Raw genomic sequence first — 15235 nt, 5'->3', positions numbered from 1 at the left:
GAAAAAGTCCCGCTGTTGCCGGGAAGACTTCCCGGCGCGCCGCTGTTTTAGGCGTGCCCCACAAGCCCTACTACCAAGGGAGGATAAGCCGGCCACCAAAGCAGCATACGGCCCATGCCCCAGGGTTCCTAAGATGGTTGCCATAACCTCTGCAATGAGGTTTTGCGTGCAATCCTGAGGGCAAAAATAATGACAACAAAACTCAATGCCTTGCTCGTCGCCGGGCTGTTGGCCGGTGTGATCGGTGCAGGTCCAGCCTGGGCCCACGGCAACGTGGTCCCGCAAGCAGTGGAAACCAAGGGCCTGACCTCGGTCAAAGACGCCGGCGTGGCGGTCGATGAGGACGGCTGGGCGGCGGTGAACCCCTATCGCACGTCGCCTGAACACGATCGGGCCCTGGAAATCGGTTCGTCCGCCTACAATCAGAACTGCGCCGCCTGCCACGGCCTGGAAGCCAAGTCTGGCGGCATCGCCCCCGACTTGCGCTTGCTGGATGTGGGCGAGGCCGGTGATGAGTGGTTTGTGCAGCGCGTGCGTCACGGCGCGGTGCGCGACGGTCGGGTGTATATGCCGAAAATGGCCGATTACCTGAGCCAGGAAGCCTTGTGGGCGGTACGTACCTACCTGGACAGCGTTCACGTCGAGGAGTAAGCCATGCGCCTGTTCGCTTATGTGCTCGGCCTGGCCCTGCTGTGTTGCCAGACGGCACAGGCGCAGGTGCGCAGCTATGACCAGATGATCGCCGCCGGTGAGCTGAAAGTGGCGGTGTACAAAGATTTTGCCCCCTACAGTTTCGAAGACGGTGCCACCGCGCGCGGGGTGGACGTGGAGCTGGCCCAGGCCCTGGCCAAAGCGCTGGGGGTGCAGCTCAAATTGATCTGGGCGCCGGCCGGGGAAAAACTCGACGACGACCTGCGCGACTACATCTGGCGCGGCAGCCAGTTGCATAACCAGCAACTGGCCGACCTGATGATGCGCGCCCCCTACGACCACGATTACGCGCAAAGGCGTAACGATCAGGGCGAACTGGAAAACGGCCACGTGGTGATGTTCGGGCCGTACCAGAACGAACAATGGCAGGTGGCCTACGACCGCCGGCGCCTGGACAAGGTCGCCAGCGTGGCGGTGTTCGAGGAGCACCCGATCGGCGTCGAAGTCGACAGCGTGCCGTCGTTCTACCTGACCTCGGTGTTCAACGGCATGCTCGCCCGCCAGACCCATCACTACCCCGGTGTACCCCAGGCGTTTGCGGCGATGAAGGCCGGTGAAGTCGACGCGGTGATGGCGATGCGCGGCGAGATCGACTGGCAGGTGCATGAGGCGCACGATCCGCAATTGGCCCTGGCGCAAAACGCTTACCCGAGCATGGGCCGGCAGCGCTGGGAGATCGGCATGGCGGTACACGAGAGCAATCGCCAGTTGGCCTACGCGGTGGAAGAGGCGCTGGAAGGCCTGATCCGCGACGGTTCGCTGCAAACCATCTACAGCCATTACGGCCTGCAGTACGAAGTGCCCGAAATGTACCAATAGGAGCAGGCGATGAACTGGCGACTGAACTGCATGTTGGCCTGCTGGTTGCCGTTGGCGGCCCACGCCGCGGCGGTCGAACCGGGCCCGGACCCGGTGCCGTCGGTGATGTGGGCGTTCTACCACAAGCAGTTGCTGGCCGATGCGCCGTTCGTGTTCGACGAGCGGGTCAAGCTGCTGGCGCCGCCGTTCGCCGAAGATGCGCGGCAGGTGCCGCTGGAAATCGATGCGCGGGCATTCAAGGGCCATGTGGTGAAGATCCTCGCCTGGGCCGAGCTCAACCCGTTGCCCAGGATTGTCGATTTTCAGCCCAAGGCCGGGGTGTTGCCCTGGCTGTCGATCCGTATCCGCATCGAACAGGCCACGCCCCTGCGTGCGGCGGTGCTCACCGATGACGGGCTGTGGCACGTCGGCTCGACCCTGATCGACGCGGCCGGCGGCGGTTGCACCGCGCCCAGCGTGGTTCGCACCCAGCCGGGTTGGGAAGAGCATATCGGCGAAGTCCTCGGCGGGCGTTACCCGCGCGGTGAATTCAGCCGGGTGCGCGTGCAGGTGGCGCACCCGATGGATAACGGCATGGTCAGCGGCATCCCCGAGTTCTATCTCAACCACGCGCAACTGCGTGGCCAGGACGGTCAGGTGCTGGCCGAGCTGGAGCTGTTCCCGGCGGTCAGCGAAAACCCCAACCTGGCCTTTGACATCGACGCACCCGGGCCGACGCGCCTGGTGCTGCGCGACAACAGCGGCAATGAATTCGACGCAGCCATCCCCTGACCAGAAGGAGCGCGGCATGCGCTGGATTCTATTGTTGTGCCTGAGCCTGAGCCTGCCCGCGCTGGCAGACCTTGACTACGCCCTCAAACCACGGCTGATCGCCGACGACACCTGGCTGCTGGAAGGCAGTACCGACAATTTTGCCAAGGACAACGGCGGCAACATCGTCAATACCGCGTTCATCGTCACCGAGGCCGGTGTGGTGGTGATCGACACCGGGCCGTCGCGGCGCTACGGCGAAGCCCTGCGCCAGGCCATCGCCAGCGTCACCGCCAAACCGGTGATCCAGGTGCTGCTGACCCACCACCACCCCGACCATGCGCTGGGCAACCAGGCCTTCAAGGACGTGCCCATCGGCGCCCTGGCCGGCACCACGCGCCTGCTGCATGAGCAGGGCAATAGCATGGCGGAAAACCTCTACCGCATGGTCGGCGACTGGATGCGCGGCACCGAAGTGCAATTGCCCACGCAAGTGCTCGAACCCGGCGTGCTCAGCGTTGGCCGCCACGACCTGCGCCTGCTCGCGCTGACCGGCCACACCGGCGCCGACCTGGCCATCCTCGACCAGAGCACCGGTGTGCTGTTTGCCGGCGACCTGGTGTTCTACCAACGTGCCCTCACCACCCCCAACAGCCCCGGGCTGGCGGCGTGGCTGGCGGACATCGACACCCTGCAGGCGTTGCCCTGGACCCTGGTCGTGCCCGGTCATGGCCCGGTGGCCAACGATGCGCAGCCGTTCGCGCAGATGCGCGACTACCTCACCTGGCTCGACCAACTGCTGCGCGACGGCGCCGCCCAGGGCACCGACATGGCCGAGATGATCCGCAGCCCCATCCCCGAGCGCTTCGCCGCGATCAACCTGAGCCGCTATGAACTGATCCGCAGCGTCAGCCACCTGTACCCGCGTTACGAGCGCGAGCAGATGCAGCGCGTCGATTTCGCCCGCTGACAGGCCCGACCCGCTACTAAGGAACTAGCAATCTCGATACTGCGGTCAATTGTGACAACCGCCCCTGCGCCCAAGAATCTGTACCAGACCGGGAAAATTTCCCGGGTATAACAAAAAACCGCAGAGGTAGCCGTCATGACCCAACCCGCACGCCGCCAACCCTTCGCCTTGAGTGTGTTGCTCGGTGCCATTCTGTTATCCGGCCAGGCCATGGCCGCCGTGACCGACCAGGACATCCTCCAGGACCCGAAAAACCCCGGGCAGATCGTCACCAACGGCCTGGGCGTGCAGGGCCAGCGCTACAGCCCGCTCGATACCCTGAACGTGGACAACGTCAAGGACCTGCGCCCGGTTTGGGCATTCTCCTTTGGCGGCGAGAAGCAGCGCGGCCAGCAGGCGCAGCCGATGATCAAGGACGGGGTGATGTACCTCACCGGTTCCTATTCGCGGGTGTTTGCGGTGGACGCGCGCACCGGCAAGAAGCTCTGGCAGTACGATGCGCGTCTGCCCGATGACATCCGCCCGTGCTGTGACGTGATCAACCGGGGCGTGGCGCTGTACGGCGACCTGGTGTTCTTCGGCACCCTCGACGCCAAGCTGGTGGCCCTGAACAAAGACACCGGCAAAGTGGTGTGGAGCAAAAAAGTCGCCGACCACAAAGAAGGCTACTCGATCAGCGCCGCGCCTCTGGTGATCAACGGCAAGCTGATTACCGGCGTGGCCGGTGGCGAATTCGGCGTGGTAGGCAAGATCGAAGCCTACGACCCGAAAAACGGTGACCTGTTGTGGACCCGTCCGACTGTCGAAGGTCATATGGGTTACGTCTACAAGGACGGTAAGGCCGTGGAAAACGGTATTTCCGGTGGCGAGGCAGGCAAGACCTGGCCTGGCGACTTGTGGAAAACCGGCGGCGCGGCGCCGTGGCTCGGCGGCTACTACGACCCGGAAACCAACCTGCTGCTGTTCGGCACCGGCAACCCGGCACCGTGGAACTCCCACCTGCGCCCTGGCGACAACCTCTACTCGTCCTCGCGTCTGGCATTGAACCCGGATGACGGCACCATCAAGTGGCACTTCCAGACCACGCCTCATGACGGCTGGGACTACGACGGTGTGAACGAGCTGGTCTCATTCAACTACACCGAAGGCGGCAAAGAGATCAAAGCGGCGGCCACCGCCGACCGTAACGGCTTCTTCTACGTGCTCGACCGCACCAACGGCAAGTTCATCCGTGGCTTCCCGTTTGTCGACAAAATCACCTGGGCCACCGGCCTGGATAAAAATGGCCGGCCGATCTACAACGACGCCAGCCGCCCCGGTGCGCCCGGCAGCGAAGCCAAGGGCACGTCGGTGTTCGTTGCGCCGGCGTTCCTCGGCGCGAAAAACTGGATGCCGATGGCCTATAACCGCGACACCGGGTTGTTCTACGTGCCGTCCAACGAATGGGGCATGGACATGTGGAACGAAGGCATCACCTACAAAAAAGGTGCGGCGTTCCTCGGTGCGGGCTTCACCATCAAGCCGCTGAACGAAGACTACATCGGCGTGCTGCGCGCCATCGACCCGGTCTCCGGTAAGGAAGTCTGGCGCCACAAGAACTACGCGCCGCTGTGGGGCGGGGTACTGACGACCAAGGGCAACCTGGTGTTCACCGGTACGCCGGAAGGCTTCCTGCAGGCCTTCAACGCCAAGACCGGCGAGAAGGTCTGGGAATTCCAGACCGGCTCCGGCGTACTCGGCTCGCCTGTGACCTGGGAAATGGACGGCGAACAGTACGTCTCGGTGCTCTCCGGCTGGGGCGGCGCGGTGCCGTTGTGGGGCGGTGAAGTGGCCAAGCGTATCAAGGACTTCAACCAGGGCGGCATGCTCTGGACCTTCAAACTGCCCAAAGACCTGGTCGGCAAACGCTGAATCTACGACCAAATGACAAGAATCCCCCTGCCAACGGCGCATTCGCCCGGCAGCGGGGCCTCTTTACTATCGGGTTATCGCCTGTTGACCGACAGGCCCGGACCCAGACAGAGGCTTCAACATGATCTACGCACAACCTGGCACCCCAGGCGCCATCGTCAGCTTCAAGCCGCGCTACGGTAACTTCATCGGCGGCGAATTCGTCGCGCCAGTCAGCGGTGAATACTTCACCAACACTTCGCCGGTGACCGGTGAAGTCATCGCCGAATTCCCGCGTTCCAACGCGGCCGACATCGACAAGGCCCTCGACGCGGCCCACGCCGCCGCCGACGCCTGGGGCAAGACTTCGGTCCAGGATCGCGCCCTGGTGCTGCTGAAAATCGCCGACCGTATCGAGCAGAACCTCGAAGTCCTGGCCGTCACCGAAAGCTGGGACAACGGCAAAGCCGTGCGCGAAACCCTCAACGCCGACGTGCCGTTGGCCGCCGACCACTTCCGTTACTTCGCCGGTTGCATCCGTGCCCAGGAAGGCGGCGCCGCCGAAATCAACGAACACACCGCCGCTTACCACTTCCATGAGCCATTGGGCGTGGTCGGGCAGATCATTCCGTGGAACTTCCCGTTGCTGATGGCCGCCTGGAAACTTGCCCCGGCCCTGGCCGCCGGTAACTGCATCGTGCTCAAGCCGGCCGAGCAGACGCCGCTGTCGATCATGGTATTTGCCGAACTGATCAATGACCTGCTGCCACCGGGCGTGCTGAACATCGTGCAGGGCTTTGGCCGTGAAGCCGGTGAGGCGCTGGCCACCAGCAAGCGCATCGCCAAGATCGCCTTTACCGGCTCCACGCCAATCGGCGCGCATATCATGCATTGCGCGGCCGAGAACATCATTCCGTCGACCGTTGAACTGGGCGGCAAGTCGCCGAACATCTTCTTCGAAGACATCATGAGTGCCGAGCCACAGTTCATCGAAAAAGCCGCCGAAGGCCTGGTACTGGCGTTCTTCAACCAGGGCGAAGTGTGTACCTGCCCATCGCGTGCGCTGGTGCAGGAGTCGATCTACGACGACTTCATGAAAGTGGTGATGAAAAAGATCGCCAAGATCAAGCGTGGCGACCCGCTGGATACCGAAACCATGGTCGGCGCCCAGGCGTCCGAGCAGCAATACGACAAGATCCTGTCCTACCTCAAAATCGCCCAGGAAGAGGGCGCCGAGCTGCTCACTGGCGGCGCGGCCGAGCGTTTGGAGGGTGACCTGTCTAGCGGTTACTACATCCAGCCGACCCTGCTCAAGGGTCATAACAAGATGCGCGTGTTCCAGGAAGAAATCTTCGGCCCGGTGGTGGGTATCACCACCTTCAAGGACGAAGCCGAAGCCCTGGCCATTGCCAACGACAGCGAATTCGGCCTGGGTGCCGGGCTGTGGACCCGCGACATCAACCGTGCGTACCGCATGGGCCGGGCGATCAAGGCTGGTCGCGTATGGACCAACTGCTACCACCTGTACCCAGCGCACGCTGCGTTTGGCGGCTACAAGAAATCGGGTGTGGGGCGTGAGAACCACAAGATGATGCTCGATCACTACCAACAGACCAAGAACCTGCTGGTGAGCTACGACATCAACCCGTTGGGCTTCTTCTAACGCCCTTATCGCAACGCGGTCCCCTGTGGGAGGGGGCTTGCCCCCGATTGCAGTGGGTCAGTCAAGATTTATGTCACTGACCCACCACTATCGGGGGCAAGTCGAATCGTCGCACCGCCCCTCCCACAGTTTTGATCGGCGTACATCCGCTACCAAGGCATGCTCCAGGCTCGTTCGAAAGTAGCATTCGCACCCCCATCCCCCCATGCATTAATGACCCTACCGGAATCTTCCGGCACAACAAGAGGACCGCCCCATGTGGACTAAACCCGCGTTTACCGACCTGCGTATCGGCTTTGAAGTGACCATGTACTTCGCCAGCCGCTGATTCACCCCCGGCCAGCCTTGCGCTGGCCGGGGTCGTTTGGGGAATGACTCTTTGGTCTGATTGCATTCGCGCGCGGATGGGTTAGTGTGGAGCGCATCTCTCAAAAATAATAAAAACAGGCTTTCCAATGAGCCCAAATCTCAGCCTCTTACGTAAATTTGTCTCGCCTGAAATCATCTTTGGTGCCGGTTGCCGGCACAACGTCGGTAATTACGCCAAGACCTTTGGTGCGCGCAAAGTGCTGGTGGTCAGCGACCCCGGTGTGATCGCGGCCGGCTGGGTCGCCGATGTGGAAGCCAGCCTGCAGGCCATCGGTATCGATTACTGCCTGTACAGCGGCGTCTCGCCCAACCCTCGTGTCGAAGAAGTCATGCTCGGCGCCGAGGTGTACCGCGACAACCATTGCGACGTGATCGTGGCCATTGGCGGCGGTAGCCCGATGGATTGCGGCAAGGCCATCGGCATTGTGGTCGCCCATGGGCGCAATATCCTCGAATTCGAAGGCGTGGACACCATTCGTGTGCCCAGCCCCCCGTTGATCCTGATCCCTACCACCGCCGGCACCTCGGCGGATGTCTCGCAGTTCGTGATCATTTCCAACCAGCAGGAGCGCATGAAGTTCTCCATCGTCAGCAAGGCGGTGGTGCCGGATGTGTCGCTGATCGACCCGGAAACCACAGCCAGCATGGACCCGTTCCTGTCCGCCTGTACCGGCATCGATGCGCTGGTGCATGCGATCGAGGCGTTCGTTTCCACCGGCCACGGCCCGCTGACCGACCCCCACGCGCTGGAAGCCATGCGCCTGATCAACGGCAACCTGGTGCAGATGATCGCCAACCCGACGGACATCGCCCTGCGCGAGAAAATCATGCTCGGCAGCATGCAGGCCGGGCTGGCGTTCTCCAATGCGATCCTCGGCGCAGTGCATGCCATGTCCCACAGCCTCGGCGGCTTCCTCGACCTGCCTCACGGCCTGTGCAACGCGGTGCTGGTGGAGCATGTGGTGGCGTTCAACTACAACTCGGCGCCGGAGCGCTTCAAGGTGATTGCCGAGACGTTCGGCATCGACTGCCGCGGCCTGACCCATCTGCAGATCCGTGGGCGGCTCGTGGAGCATCTGATCGCGCTCAAGCATGCGATCGGCTTCCACGAAACCCTCGGCCTGCACGGCGTGCGGGTCGCGGACATTCCGTTCCTGTCCCAGCACGCCATGCACGACCCGTGCATCCTCACCAACCCCCGCGAATCGAGCCAGCGTGATGTCGAGGTCGTCTATGGCGAAGCACTCTGACGACCAGCAGCGCGCCCTCGCTGGGCTGCTGGGGTTGGGCGACCAGTCGGCGCGCAAGAGCCACTACCCGGAACTCACGGCGCGCCTCCATGAGCTGGAGGCCGAGCGCAACCGCTACATTCGCCTTAACGACGAGCTGGAGTTGCGGGTGGCGGCGCGTACCGATGAATTGCTCGAAGCCAACCGCAACCTGCAACAGCAGATCGCCCAGCGTGAACAGGTCGAACAGGAACTGCGCGACGCCCGCGACGCCGCCGAGGCCGCCAACCGCAGCAAGGACAAGTACCTCGCCGCCGCCAGCCATGACCTGTTGCAGCCGCTCAACGCCGCACGGCTGCTGATCGCCACCTTGCGCGAACGGCCATTGCCCAGCGTCGAACAGGTGCTGGTGGAGCGCACGCACCAGGCCCTGGAAGGGGCCGAGGATTTGCTCACCGACTTGCTCGATATCTCGCGGTTGGACCAGGCGGCGGTCAAGCCGGACGTGGCGCTGTATCGCCTGGACGAGCTGTTTGCGCCGCTGGTCTCCGAATTCCAGTCCGTCGCCCTGGCCGCCGGACTGAATTTACGCTCACACACCGGCCATTACGCGATCCGGACCGACCTGCGCCTGGTGACGCGGATTCTGCGCAACTTCCTCAGCAACGCCTGCCGCTACACCGACGAGGGCTGCATCCTGCTCGGCGCCCGCCGCCGGGGCGATCGCCTGCGCCTGGAAGTGTGGGACACCGGGCGCGGCATCCCGGCCGACCGGCTCGATGCGATCTTTCTCGAATTCAACCAACTGGACGTCGGCCGCGCCTCGGACCGCAAGGGCGTGGGCCTGGGGCTGGCGATTGTCGAACGTATCGCCGAGATCCTCGGTTACCCGGTGGCGGTGCGCTCGTGGCCGGGACGCGGGTCGATGTTCAGCATCGAAGTGCCCATCAGCGAAGAAATGCCGTTGGCCATCAGCCTGCTGCCGGTGCAACCGACCACCGGCAACCCGCTGCCGGGGCGGCGTTTGCTGGTGCTGGATAACGAGGTCAGCATCCTCGAAAGCATGAGCGCGCTGCTCGGGCAGTGGGGCTGCGAGGTGGTCACGGCCACCGACCAGGCCGGCGCGTTGCTGGCGTTGCAGGGCAGGGCGCCGGAGTTGATCCTGGCGGACTACCACCTGGACCACGGCGTGGTGGGCAGTGAGGTGGTCAAGTACCTGCGCGAGCATTTCGCCCAGTCGATTCCCGCCGTGATCATCAGCGCCGACCGCACCGACCAGTGCCGGCGCATCCTGCGGCGGCTGGACGCACCGCTGTTGAACAAACCGGTCAAGCCCGGGAAGTTGCGGGCGGTGTTGAGCCAGTTATTGGCCTAGAGGTTTGATACTTGTCAACACCGCCTGCGGCATTTTGCGCCATGCTCCCAGCCTGATTTGACGGCCGACGGAGAACCCCATGAGCGCCCCCGCAACAACCGCTGCATCCTTCAAGTTGCCCTTGGGCCTGGTTGTCGCCGTGCTGGTCATGGTCGGGGTGCTGCTGTTGCCGCTACCCGCGGACTTGCCGGTGGCCGGCCATCGCATGCTGGCAATCCTCGCGTTTGCCGTGGTGGTGTGGATCAGCGAGGCGGTGTCTTATGAAGCCAGCGCGATCATGATCACCTCGCTCATGGCGTTCTTGCTCGGCACCGCGCCGTCGCTGCAAGACCCTACGCACCTGATCGGCTCCAGCCCGGCCATCAGCATGGCCCTGACCGGTTTCTCCAACCCGGCGCTGGCCCTGGTGGCCGGCGCGTTGTTCATCGCCGCCGCCATGACCCACACCGGCCTGGACCGGCGCATCGCCCTGGTCACCCTGACCCGGGTCGGCACCAGCACCCGTGGCATTCTGCTGGGGGCGATCGCGGTGACCATCCTCCTCAGCCTGGTGGTGCCCAGCGCCACCGCGCGCAGTGCCTGTGTGGTGCCGATCATGATGGGCGTGGTGGCGGCGTTTGGCGTCGACAAGCGCTCGAACATCGCCGCCGGCCTGATGATCGTGGTGGCCCAGGGCACCAGCATCTGGAACGTCGGCATCCAGACCGCCGCCGCGCAGAACCTGCTGACCGTCGGGTTTATGGACAAGATGCTCGGCCAGCGCGTGTCGTGGATCGACTGGCTGATCGCCGGCGCGCCGTGGGCGCTGATCATGTCGGCGGTGTTGTTGTTTCTGGTGATCAAACTGCTGCCGCCGGAAAGCGACAGCATCCCCGGCGGCAAAGAAGCCGTGGCCCAGTCGCTGGTGGACATCGGCCCAATGACCGGCCCGCAAAAACGCTTGCTCACCGTATCGCTGCTGTTGCTGTTGGCATGGGCTACCGAAGGGCGCCTGCACAATTTCGACACCACCTCGACCACTTATGCCGGGCTGGTGTTCCTGCTGTTGCCGGGGATTGGCGTGATGACCTGGAAGGATGTGCAGTCGCGGATTCCGTGGGGCACGGTGATTGTGTTCGGCGTCGGTATCAGCCTCGGTACGGCGTTGCTGACTACCCAGGCCGGGCAATGGCTGGGCTCGCAGGTGGTGGCACACACCGGGCTGGACCAGGTCGGGCCGCTGGGCGTGTTTGCGATCCTTGGGGCGTTTTTGATCTTGATCCACTTGGGGTTTGCCAGTGCGACGGCGTTGACCTCGGCGTTGTTGCCGATCCTGATTGCGGTGTTGCAGACCTTGCCGGGGGAGTTCAACCGGTTGGGGATGACCATGCTGTTGGGGTTTGTGGTGAGCTACGGGTTTATTCTGCCGATCAATGCGCCGCAGAACATGGTGTGCCTGGGGACCGGGACGTTTACGGCGCGGCAGTTTGCCAAGGTGGGGGTTTTGGTGACGTTGATTGGTTACCTGTTGATGTTGGTGTTTGCGGCGACGTACTGGAGTTGGCTTGGCTGGATCTGACATTTTGTGGGGTCTCCAATACACATGTTGTCGCCAATACAAAGGAGATCCAATGTACAAAGGAGATCCAATGTGGGAGGGGGCTTGCCCCCGATGGCGGCCTCTGGGCCGACCATTTTTTTTGGTTGAGTTGAGTACATATCCATTCCAGCGGTAACGGCTGCTATGGGTTCCGCCCTTACGGCGGGTCACTTTTGGAAAAGAGCCCCAAAAGTAACCAAAAGGGCTCTTGCCCCACCACTCGGCACCTCGCCTAGGCTCGGTGTGCCCGAACGCAGGCATTACTCCGCGGGCCGCCGTCACGGGCCATCCATGGCCCGGGACGGCTAAACCGGCATCCCTGCCGGTTTACCCGCTGCGTAATACCTGCGTTCGGCCAGCGTGGTTTTACGGGGCGCCTAAGATCAAGATCAAGAGCAGATCAAGAACAGAGCAAGAACAGAGCAAGAACAGAGCAAGATCTATCTGATCTATGGAGATCCAAATGTGGGAGGGGGCTTGCCCCCGATAGCAGTGTGTCAGCCAATACATGCATGACTGACCCACCGCTATCGGGGGCAAGCCCCCTCCCACATTTTTGACCGGGTTCGGCTTCCAGGATCAGGTCGGCTATAAGGCCGCCTCGCTTTGGCTCTGGCTTTTGATCTTAGGCGCCCCGTAAAACCACGCTGCCCGAACGCAGGCTTGAATCCGTGGGTAACCCGGCAGGACGCCGGGTTAGCCGTCCTGGGCCATGGATGGCCCATGACGGCGGCCCACGGATTCAAGCCTGCGTTCGGGCACACCGAGCCTAGGCGAGGTGCCGAGTGGTGGGGCAAGAGCCCTTTGGTTACTTTGGGGCTTTTCCAAAGTGACCCGCTGTAAGAGCGGAACCATAAGCGGCCGTGACCGCAGCAACGGATATGTACTCAACCCAACCCAACCCAACCCAACCCAACCCAACCGGCCCAGATGCCGCCATCACCGCCACCCCCCGCACTTGACCACGCCCGCTCCAGGAATCAATTGCCCCCTCAACATGGCAAGATGAACGCCGCTCAGGTTTACTACTCCCTGAGTAATGGAGTCACCGACCTTGCGTGTCGGCTCATCAAGGTCACTGAATGGACAACTACACCCCCCGCACCTGGCAACCCCACGAGCGTCCGGCCCTGCCGGGCTCGCCGTCGACGCCGCTGCACCCCACCCACAAACGCTGGCTGTATGCACTGGTCGGCGTCCTGGTCGCAATCACCGGCGGCCTCGGCAACTCGTTGGTAATCGCCAACCTGCAATACCTGCAAGGCGCCCTCGGCGCGACCACGGCGGAAATGGCCTGGCTGCCCGCCGCCTACGTCATGACCAACGTGTGCATGAACCTGCTCTTGGTGAAGTTCCGTCAGCAATTTGGCCTGCGTGCGTTTACCGAGGTGTTTCTGGTGCTGTATGCGCTGGTGACTTTCGGCCACTTGTTCGTCAACGACCTCAACTCCGCCATCGCCGTGCGCGCCGCTCACGGGATGGTCGGCGCGGCGCTCAGTTCCCTGGGGTTGTACTACATGATCCAGGCGTTCCCGGCCAAGTGGCGCTTGAAAGCCTTGGTGCTGGGCCTGGGCACCGCGCAGTTGGCGTTGCCGTTGGCGCGGCTGTTTTCCGAAGATTTGCTGCAAATCGCCGAATGGCGTGGCCTGTACCTGTTTGAGCTGGGCATGGCGCTGATCTGCCTGGGCTGCGTGTTCTTGCTCAAGTTGCCACCTGGCGACCGCTTCAAGACCTTTGAAAAACTCGACTTTCTCACCTTCGCCATCCTCGCCAGCGGGGTGGCGCTGCTCTGCGCGGTGTTGTCCCTCGGGCGGATCGACTGGTGGCTCGAAGCGCCGTGGATCGGTGTGGCGTCGGCCTGTTCGCTGGTGCTGATCATGACCGGCCTGGCGATTGAGCATAACCGCGCCAACCCGTTGCTGATGACCCGTTGGCTGGGTAGCGGCACCATGATTCGTCTGGCGCTGGCGGTGATCCTGATTCGCATGGTGCTGTCGGAGCAGTCCACCGGCGCGGTGGGCTTCATGCAGATGTTGAACATGAGCTACCAGCAAATGCACACGCTGTATGTGGTGATGTTGGCGGGCGCGGTGGCCGGGCTGGTGGTCAGTGCGTTGACGATCAACCCGGCGCACTTGCTGATGCCGCTGGTCATTTCCCTGGCACTGATGGCCACCGGGTCGGTGATGGACAGTTTCTCCAGCAACCTGACCCGCCCGCAGAATCTGTACATCAGCCAGTTCCTGCTAGGCTTTGGCGGCACGTTTTTTCTCGGGCCGACCATGGTGCTGGGCACCAAGAACGTATTGACCAACCCGCGCAACCTGGTGAGTTTTTCGGTGATGTTCGGCATTTGCCAGAACCTCGGCGGCCTGATTGGCGCGGCGTTGCTCGGGACGTTCCAGGTGGTGCGCGAGAAGTTTCATTCGAGCATGATCGTCGAGCACCTGACCCTGCTCGACCCGCGTGTCGCCGCGCGGGTGCAGAGCGGCGGTGCGGCCTATGGCGGTATCGTCGCCGACCCGGACTTGCGTAACCTCATGGGCATTCGCAGCCTCGCCACGGCGGCGACCCGTGAGGCGAATGTGATGGCTTACAACGATGTGTTCATGCTGATCGCGATCGTCGCGATCCTGACCATGCTCTGGATCTTTACCCGCAGTCTGTGGCTGTTAAGCACCACCAAAGCGGCCACTCCCGTTCAACCCAGCGGCGCTTCTTCATGACCGAACCGACCACCACAACGACCACCACCAACGCCATCGCCGCCACCCCTGAAGGCGCCACCCCACCGGGTGCCACGGTCACCGAACCGCGCTCCTTGGGGGTGCGCATTCTCTCGTCACTGGGCTTTGCCGCGATTGCCCTCGTCGGCGTGTTGATCGTGCTGTATGCCTGGCAATTGCCGCCGTTCAGCAGCGCGGTGGAAACCACCGAGAACGCCCTGGTGCGCGGCCAGGTCACGATCATTGGCCCGCAGCTCAGCGGCTATGTGTTCGAAGTGCCGGTGCAGGACTTCCAGTACGTCAAGGCCGGCGACCTGCTGGTGCGCCTGGATGACCGCATCTACAAGCAGCGCCTGGACCAGGCCCTGGCGCAACTGGCGGTGCAAAAGGCCGCGCTGGCGAATGTGGTGCAGCAACGCAACAGCGCCGAAGCCAGTATCAAACTGCGCCAGGCCGCGCTGGTGGACAGCCAGGCCCAGGCGCGCAAAAGCACCGCCGACCTGCGCCGCAATGAAGCGCTGATCAGCGACGGTTCAGTGTCCAAGCGCGAACTGGACGTGACCCGGGCCGCCAATGCCCAGACCCTCGCCGCCGTGGCGCAGGCCCAGGCCAGCCTGGAAATCGCGCGTCAGGACCTGCAGACGGTGATCGTCAATCGCGGTTCACTGGAAGCCGCCGTGGCCAGTGCCGAAGCGGCGGTGGAGCTGGCGCGGATCGACTTGTCCAACACCCGCGTCACTGCGCCGCGTGACGGCCAGTTGGGGCAGATTGGCGTGCGCCTTGGCGCTTACGTCAACTCCGGCGCGCAGTTGATGGCGCTGGTGCCGAAGCAGCTGTGGGTGATCGCCAACATGAAAGAAACCCAGATGGCCCACGTGCAGGTTGGCCAGCCGGTAACGTTCACCGTCGATGCGCTCAACCACCGCAAGTTTCGCGGCACGGTGCAGTATATTTCCCCGGCGACCGGCTCGGAGTTCAGCCTGTTGCAGGCGGATAACGCCACCGGCAACTTCGTCAAGATCGCCCAGCGTTTGCCGGTGCGGATCACCGTTGATCCCGACCAGGAGCAGAGCGAGCACTTGCGGCCGGGGTTGTCGGTTGTCGTCAGTATCGACACGGCCGGCCGCCTGAAAAACAGTCCGCCCTGACACCAC

The 15235-nt window shown here is 63.1% G+C and carries 12 protein-coding genes; all 12 read left to right on the top strand.

What is annotated here, in order from left to right; translation table 11 throughout:
- The first annotated feature begins 189 nt into the window (after positions 1 to 189).
- The 12 genes from pedF (at position 190) to P3S72_RS19605 (ending at position 15229) form a co-directional block, all read left to right on the top strand.
- The gene (gene pedF / locus P3S72_RS19660; protein WP_247406689.1) at positions 190 to 651 is read left to right on the top strand and encodes a cytochrome c-550 PedF; all 462 of its coding nucleotides are present in this window, start codon (positions 190 to 192) and stop codon (positions 649 to 651) included.
- 3 nt (positions 652 to 654) lie between these two features.
- Positions 655 to 1530: an ABC transporter substrate-binding protein gene (locus P3S72_RS19655; RefSeq protein ID WP_276193697.1), complete on the top strand. Its 876-nt coding sequence runs from the start codon at positions 655 to 657 to the stop codon at positions 1528 to 1530.
- A gap of 9 nt (positions 1531 to 1539) precedes the next feature.
- Positions 1540 to 2301, top strand: a complete 762-nt coding sequence (locus P3S72_RS19650; RefSeq protein WP_276193696.1) for a quinoprotein dehydrogenase-associated SoxYZ-like carrier — start codon at positions 1540 to 1542, stop codon at positions 2299 to 2301.
- A 16-nt stretch (positions 2302 to 2317) separates the two neighbouring features.
- Positions 2318 to 3250, top strand: a complete 933-nt coding sequence (locus P3S72_RS19645) for a quinoprotein relay system zinc metallohydrolase 1 (protein WP_276193695.1) — start codon at positions 2318 to 2320, stop codon at positions 3248 to 3250.
- Between the two features lie 135 nt (positions 3251 to 3385).
- Positions 3386 to 5161 (top strand): PQQ-dependent methanol/ethanol family dehydrogenase, encoded by a 1776-nt coding sequence (locus P3S72_RS19640; RefSeq protein WP_276193694.1) that lies wholly within the window; start codon positions 3386 to 3388, stop codon positions 5159 to 5161.
- A 121-nt stretch (positions 5162 to 5282) separates the two neighbouring features.
- Positions 5283 to 6803, top strand: a complete 1521-nt coding sequence (locus tag P3S72_RS19635; protein WP_276193693.1) for an aldehyde dehydrogenase family protein — start codon at positions 5283 to 5285, stop codon at positions 6801 to 6803.
- 256 nt (positions 6804 to 7059) lie between these two features.
- Positions 7060 to 7131, top strand: coding sequence for a pyrroloquinoline quinone precursor peptide PqqA (gene pqqA / locus P3S72_RS19630; RefSeq protein WP_010209364.1), 72 nt, complete (start codon positions 7060 to 7062; stop codon positions 7129 to 7131).
- Between the two features lie 127 nt (positions 7132 to 7258).
- On the top strand, positions 7259 to 8422 hold the full coding sequence (ercA, locus tag P3S72_RS19625; RefSeq protein ID WP_247406205.1) for an alcohol dehydrogenase-like regulatory protein ErcA: 1164 nt from the start codon (positions 7259 to 7261) through the stop codon (positions 8420 to 8422).
- Positions 8406 to 9776, top strand: coding sequence for a hybrid sensor histidine kinase/response regulator (locus P3S72_RS19620; RefSeq protein WP_276193692.1), 1371 nt, complete (start codon positions 8406 to 8408; stop codon positions 9774 to 9776). The genes ercA and P3S72_RS19620 overlap by 17 nt, the downstream gene beginning before the upstream one ends.
- A gap of 79 nt (positions 9777 to 9855) precedes the next feature.
- Positions 9856 to 11334 (top strand): DASS family sodium-coupled anion symporter, encoded by a 1479-nt coding sequence (locus tag P3S72_RS19615; RefSeq protein WP_276193691.1) that lies wholly within the window; start codon positions 9856 to 9858, stop codon positions 11332 to 11334.
- A gap of 1103 nt (positions 11335 to 12437) precedes the next feature.
- Positions 12438 to 14081, top strand: coding sequence for an MFS transporter (locus tag P3S72_RS19610; RefSeq protein WP_247407625.1), 1644 nt, complete (start codon positions 12438 to 12440; stop codon positions 14079 to 14081).
- The gene (locus P3S72_RS19605; protein WP_276193690.1) at positions 14078 to 15229 is read left to right on the top strand and encodes an HlyD family secretion protein; all 1152 of its coding nucleotides are present in this window, start codon (positions 14078 to 14080) and stop codon (positions 15227 to 15229) included. The genes P3S72_RS19610 and P3S72_RS19605 overlap by 4 nt, the downstream gene beginning before the upstream one ends.
- Positions 15230 to 15235: the final 6 nt, after the last annotated feature.

The organism is Pseudomonas sp. D3, assembly GCF_029320995.1.
Lineage (GTDB): Bacteria > Pseudomonadota > Gammaproteobacteria > Pseudomonadales > Pseudomonadaceae > Aquipseudomonas > Aquipseudomonas paraveronii.
Note: the sequence above shows the minus strand (reverse complement) of the source record. Positions and strands in the feature narration are given on the sequence as shown.

Excerpts from the sequence above, each read along its gene's own strand:
- P3S72_RS19635 (WP_276193693.1), top strand. The coding sequence starts at position 5,283 with ATGATCTACGCACAACCTGGCACCCCAGGCGCCATCGTCAGCTTCAAG.
- P3S72_RS19655 (WP_276193697.1), top strand. The coding sequence starts at position 655 with ATGCGCCTGTTCGCTTATGTGCTCGGCCTGGCCCTGCTGTGTTGCCAG.
- P3S72_RS19615 (WP_276193691.1), top strand. The coding sequence starts at position 9,856 with ATGAGCGCCCCCGCAACAACCGCTGCATCCTTCAAGTTGCCCTTGGGC.
- P3S72_RS19640 (WP_276193694.1), top strand. The coding sequence starts at position 3,386 with ATGACCCAACCCGCACGCCGCCAACCCTTCGCCTTGAGTGTGTTGCTC.
- P3S72_RS19645 (WP_276193695.1), top strand. The coding sequence starts at position 2,318 with ATGCGCTGGATTCTATTGTTGTGCCTGAGCCTGAGCCTGCCCGCGCTG.
- ercA (WP_247406205.1), top strand. The coding sequence starts at position 7,259 with ATGAGCCCAAATCTCAGCCTCTTACGTAAATTTGTCTCGCCTGAAATC.
- P3S72_RS19610 (WP_247407625.1), top strand. The coding sequence starts at position 12,438 with ATGGACAACTACACCCCCCGCACCTGGCAACCCCACGAGCGTCCGGCC.
- P3S72_RS19650 (WP_276193696.1), top strand. The coding sequence starts at position 1,540 with ATGAACTGGCGACTGAACTGCATGTTGGCCTGCTGGTTGCCGTTGGCG.
- P3S72_RS19620 (WP_276193692.1), top strand. The coding sequence starts at position 8,406 with ATGGCGAAGCACTCTGACGACCAGCAGCGCGCCCTCGCTGGGCTGCTG.
- P3S72_RS19605 (WP_276193690.1), top strand. The coding sequence starts at position 14,078 with ATGACCGAACCGACCACCACAACGACCACCACCAACGCCATCGCCGCC.
- pedF (WP_247406689.1), top strand. The coding sequence starts at position 190 with ATGACAACAAAACTCAATGCCTTGCTCGTCGCCGGGCTGTTGGCCGGT.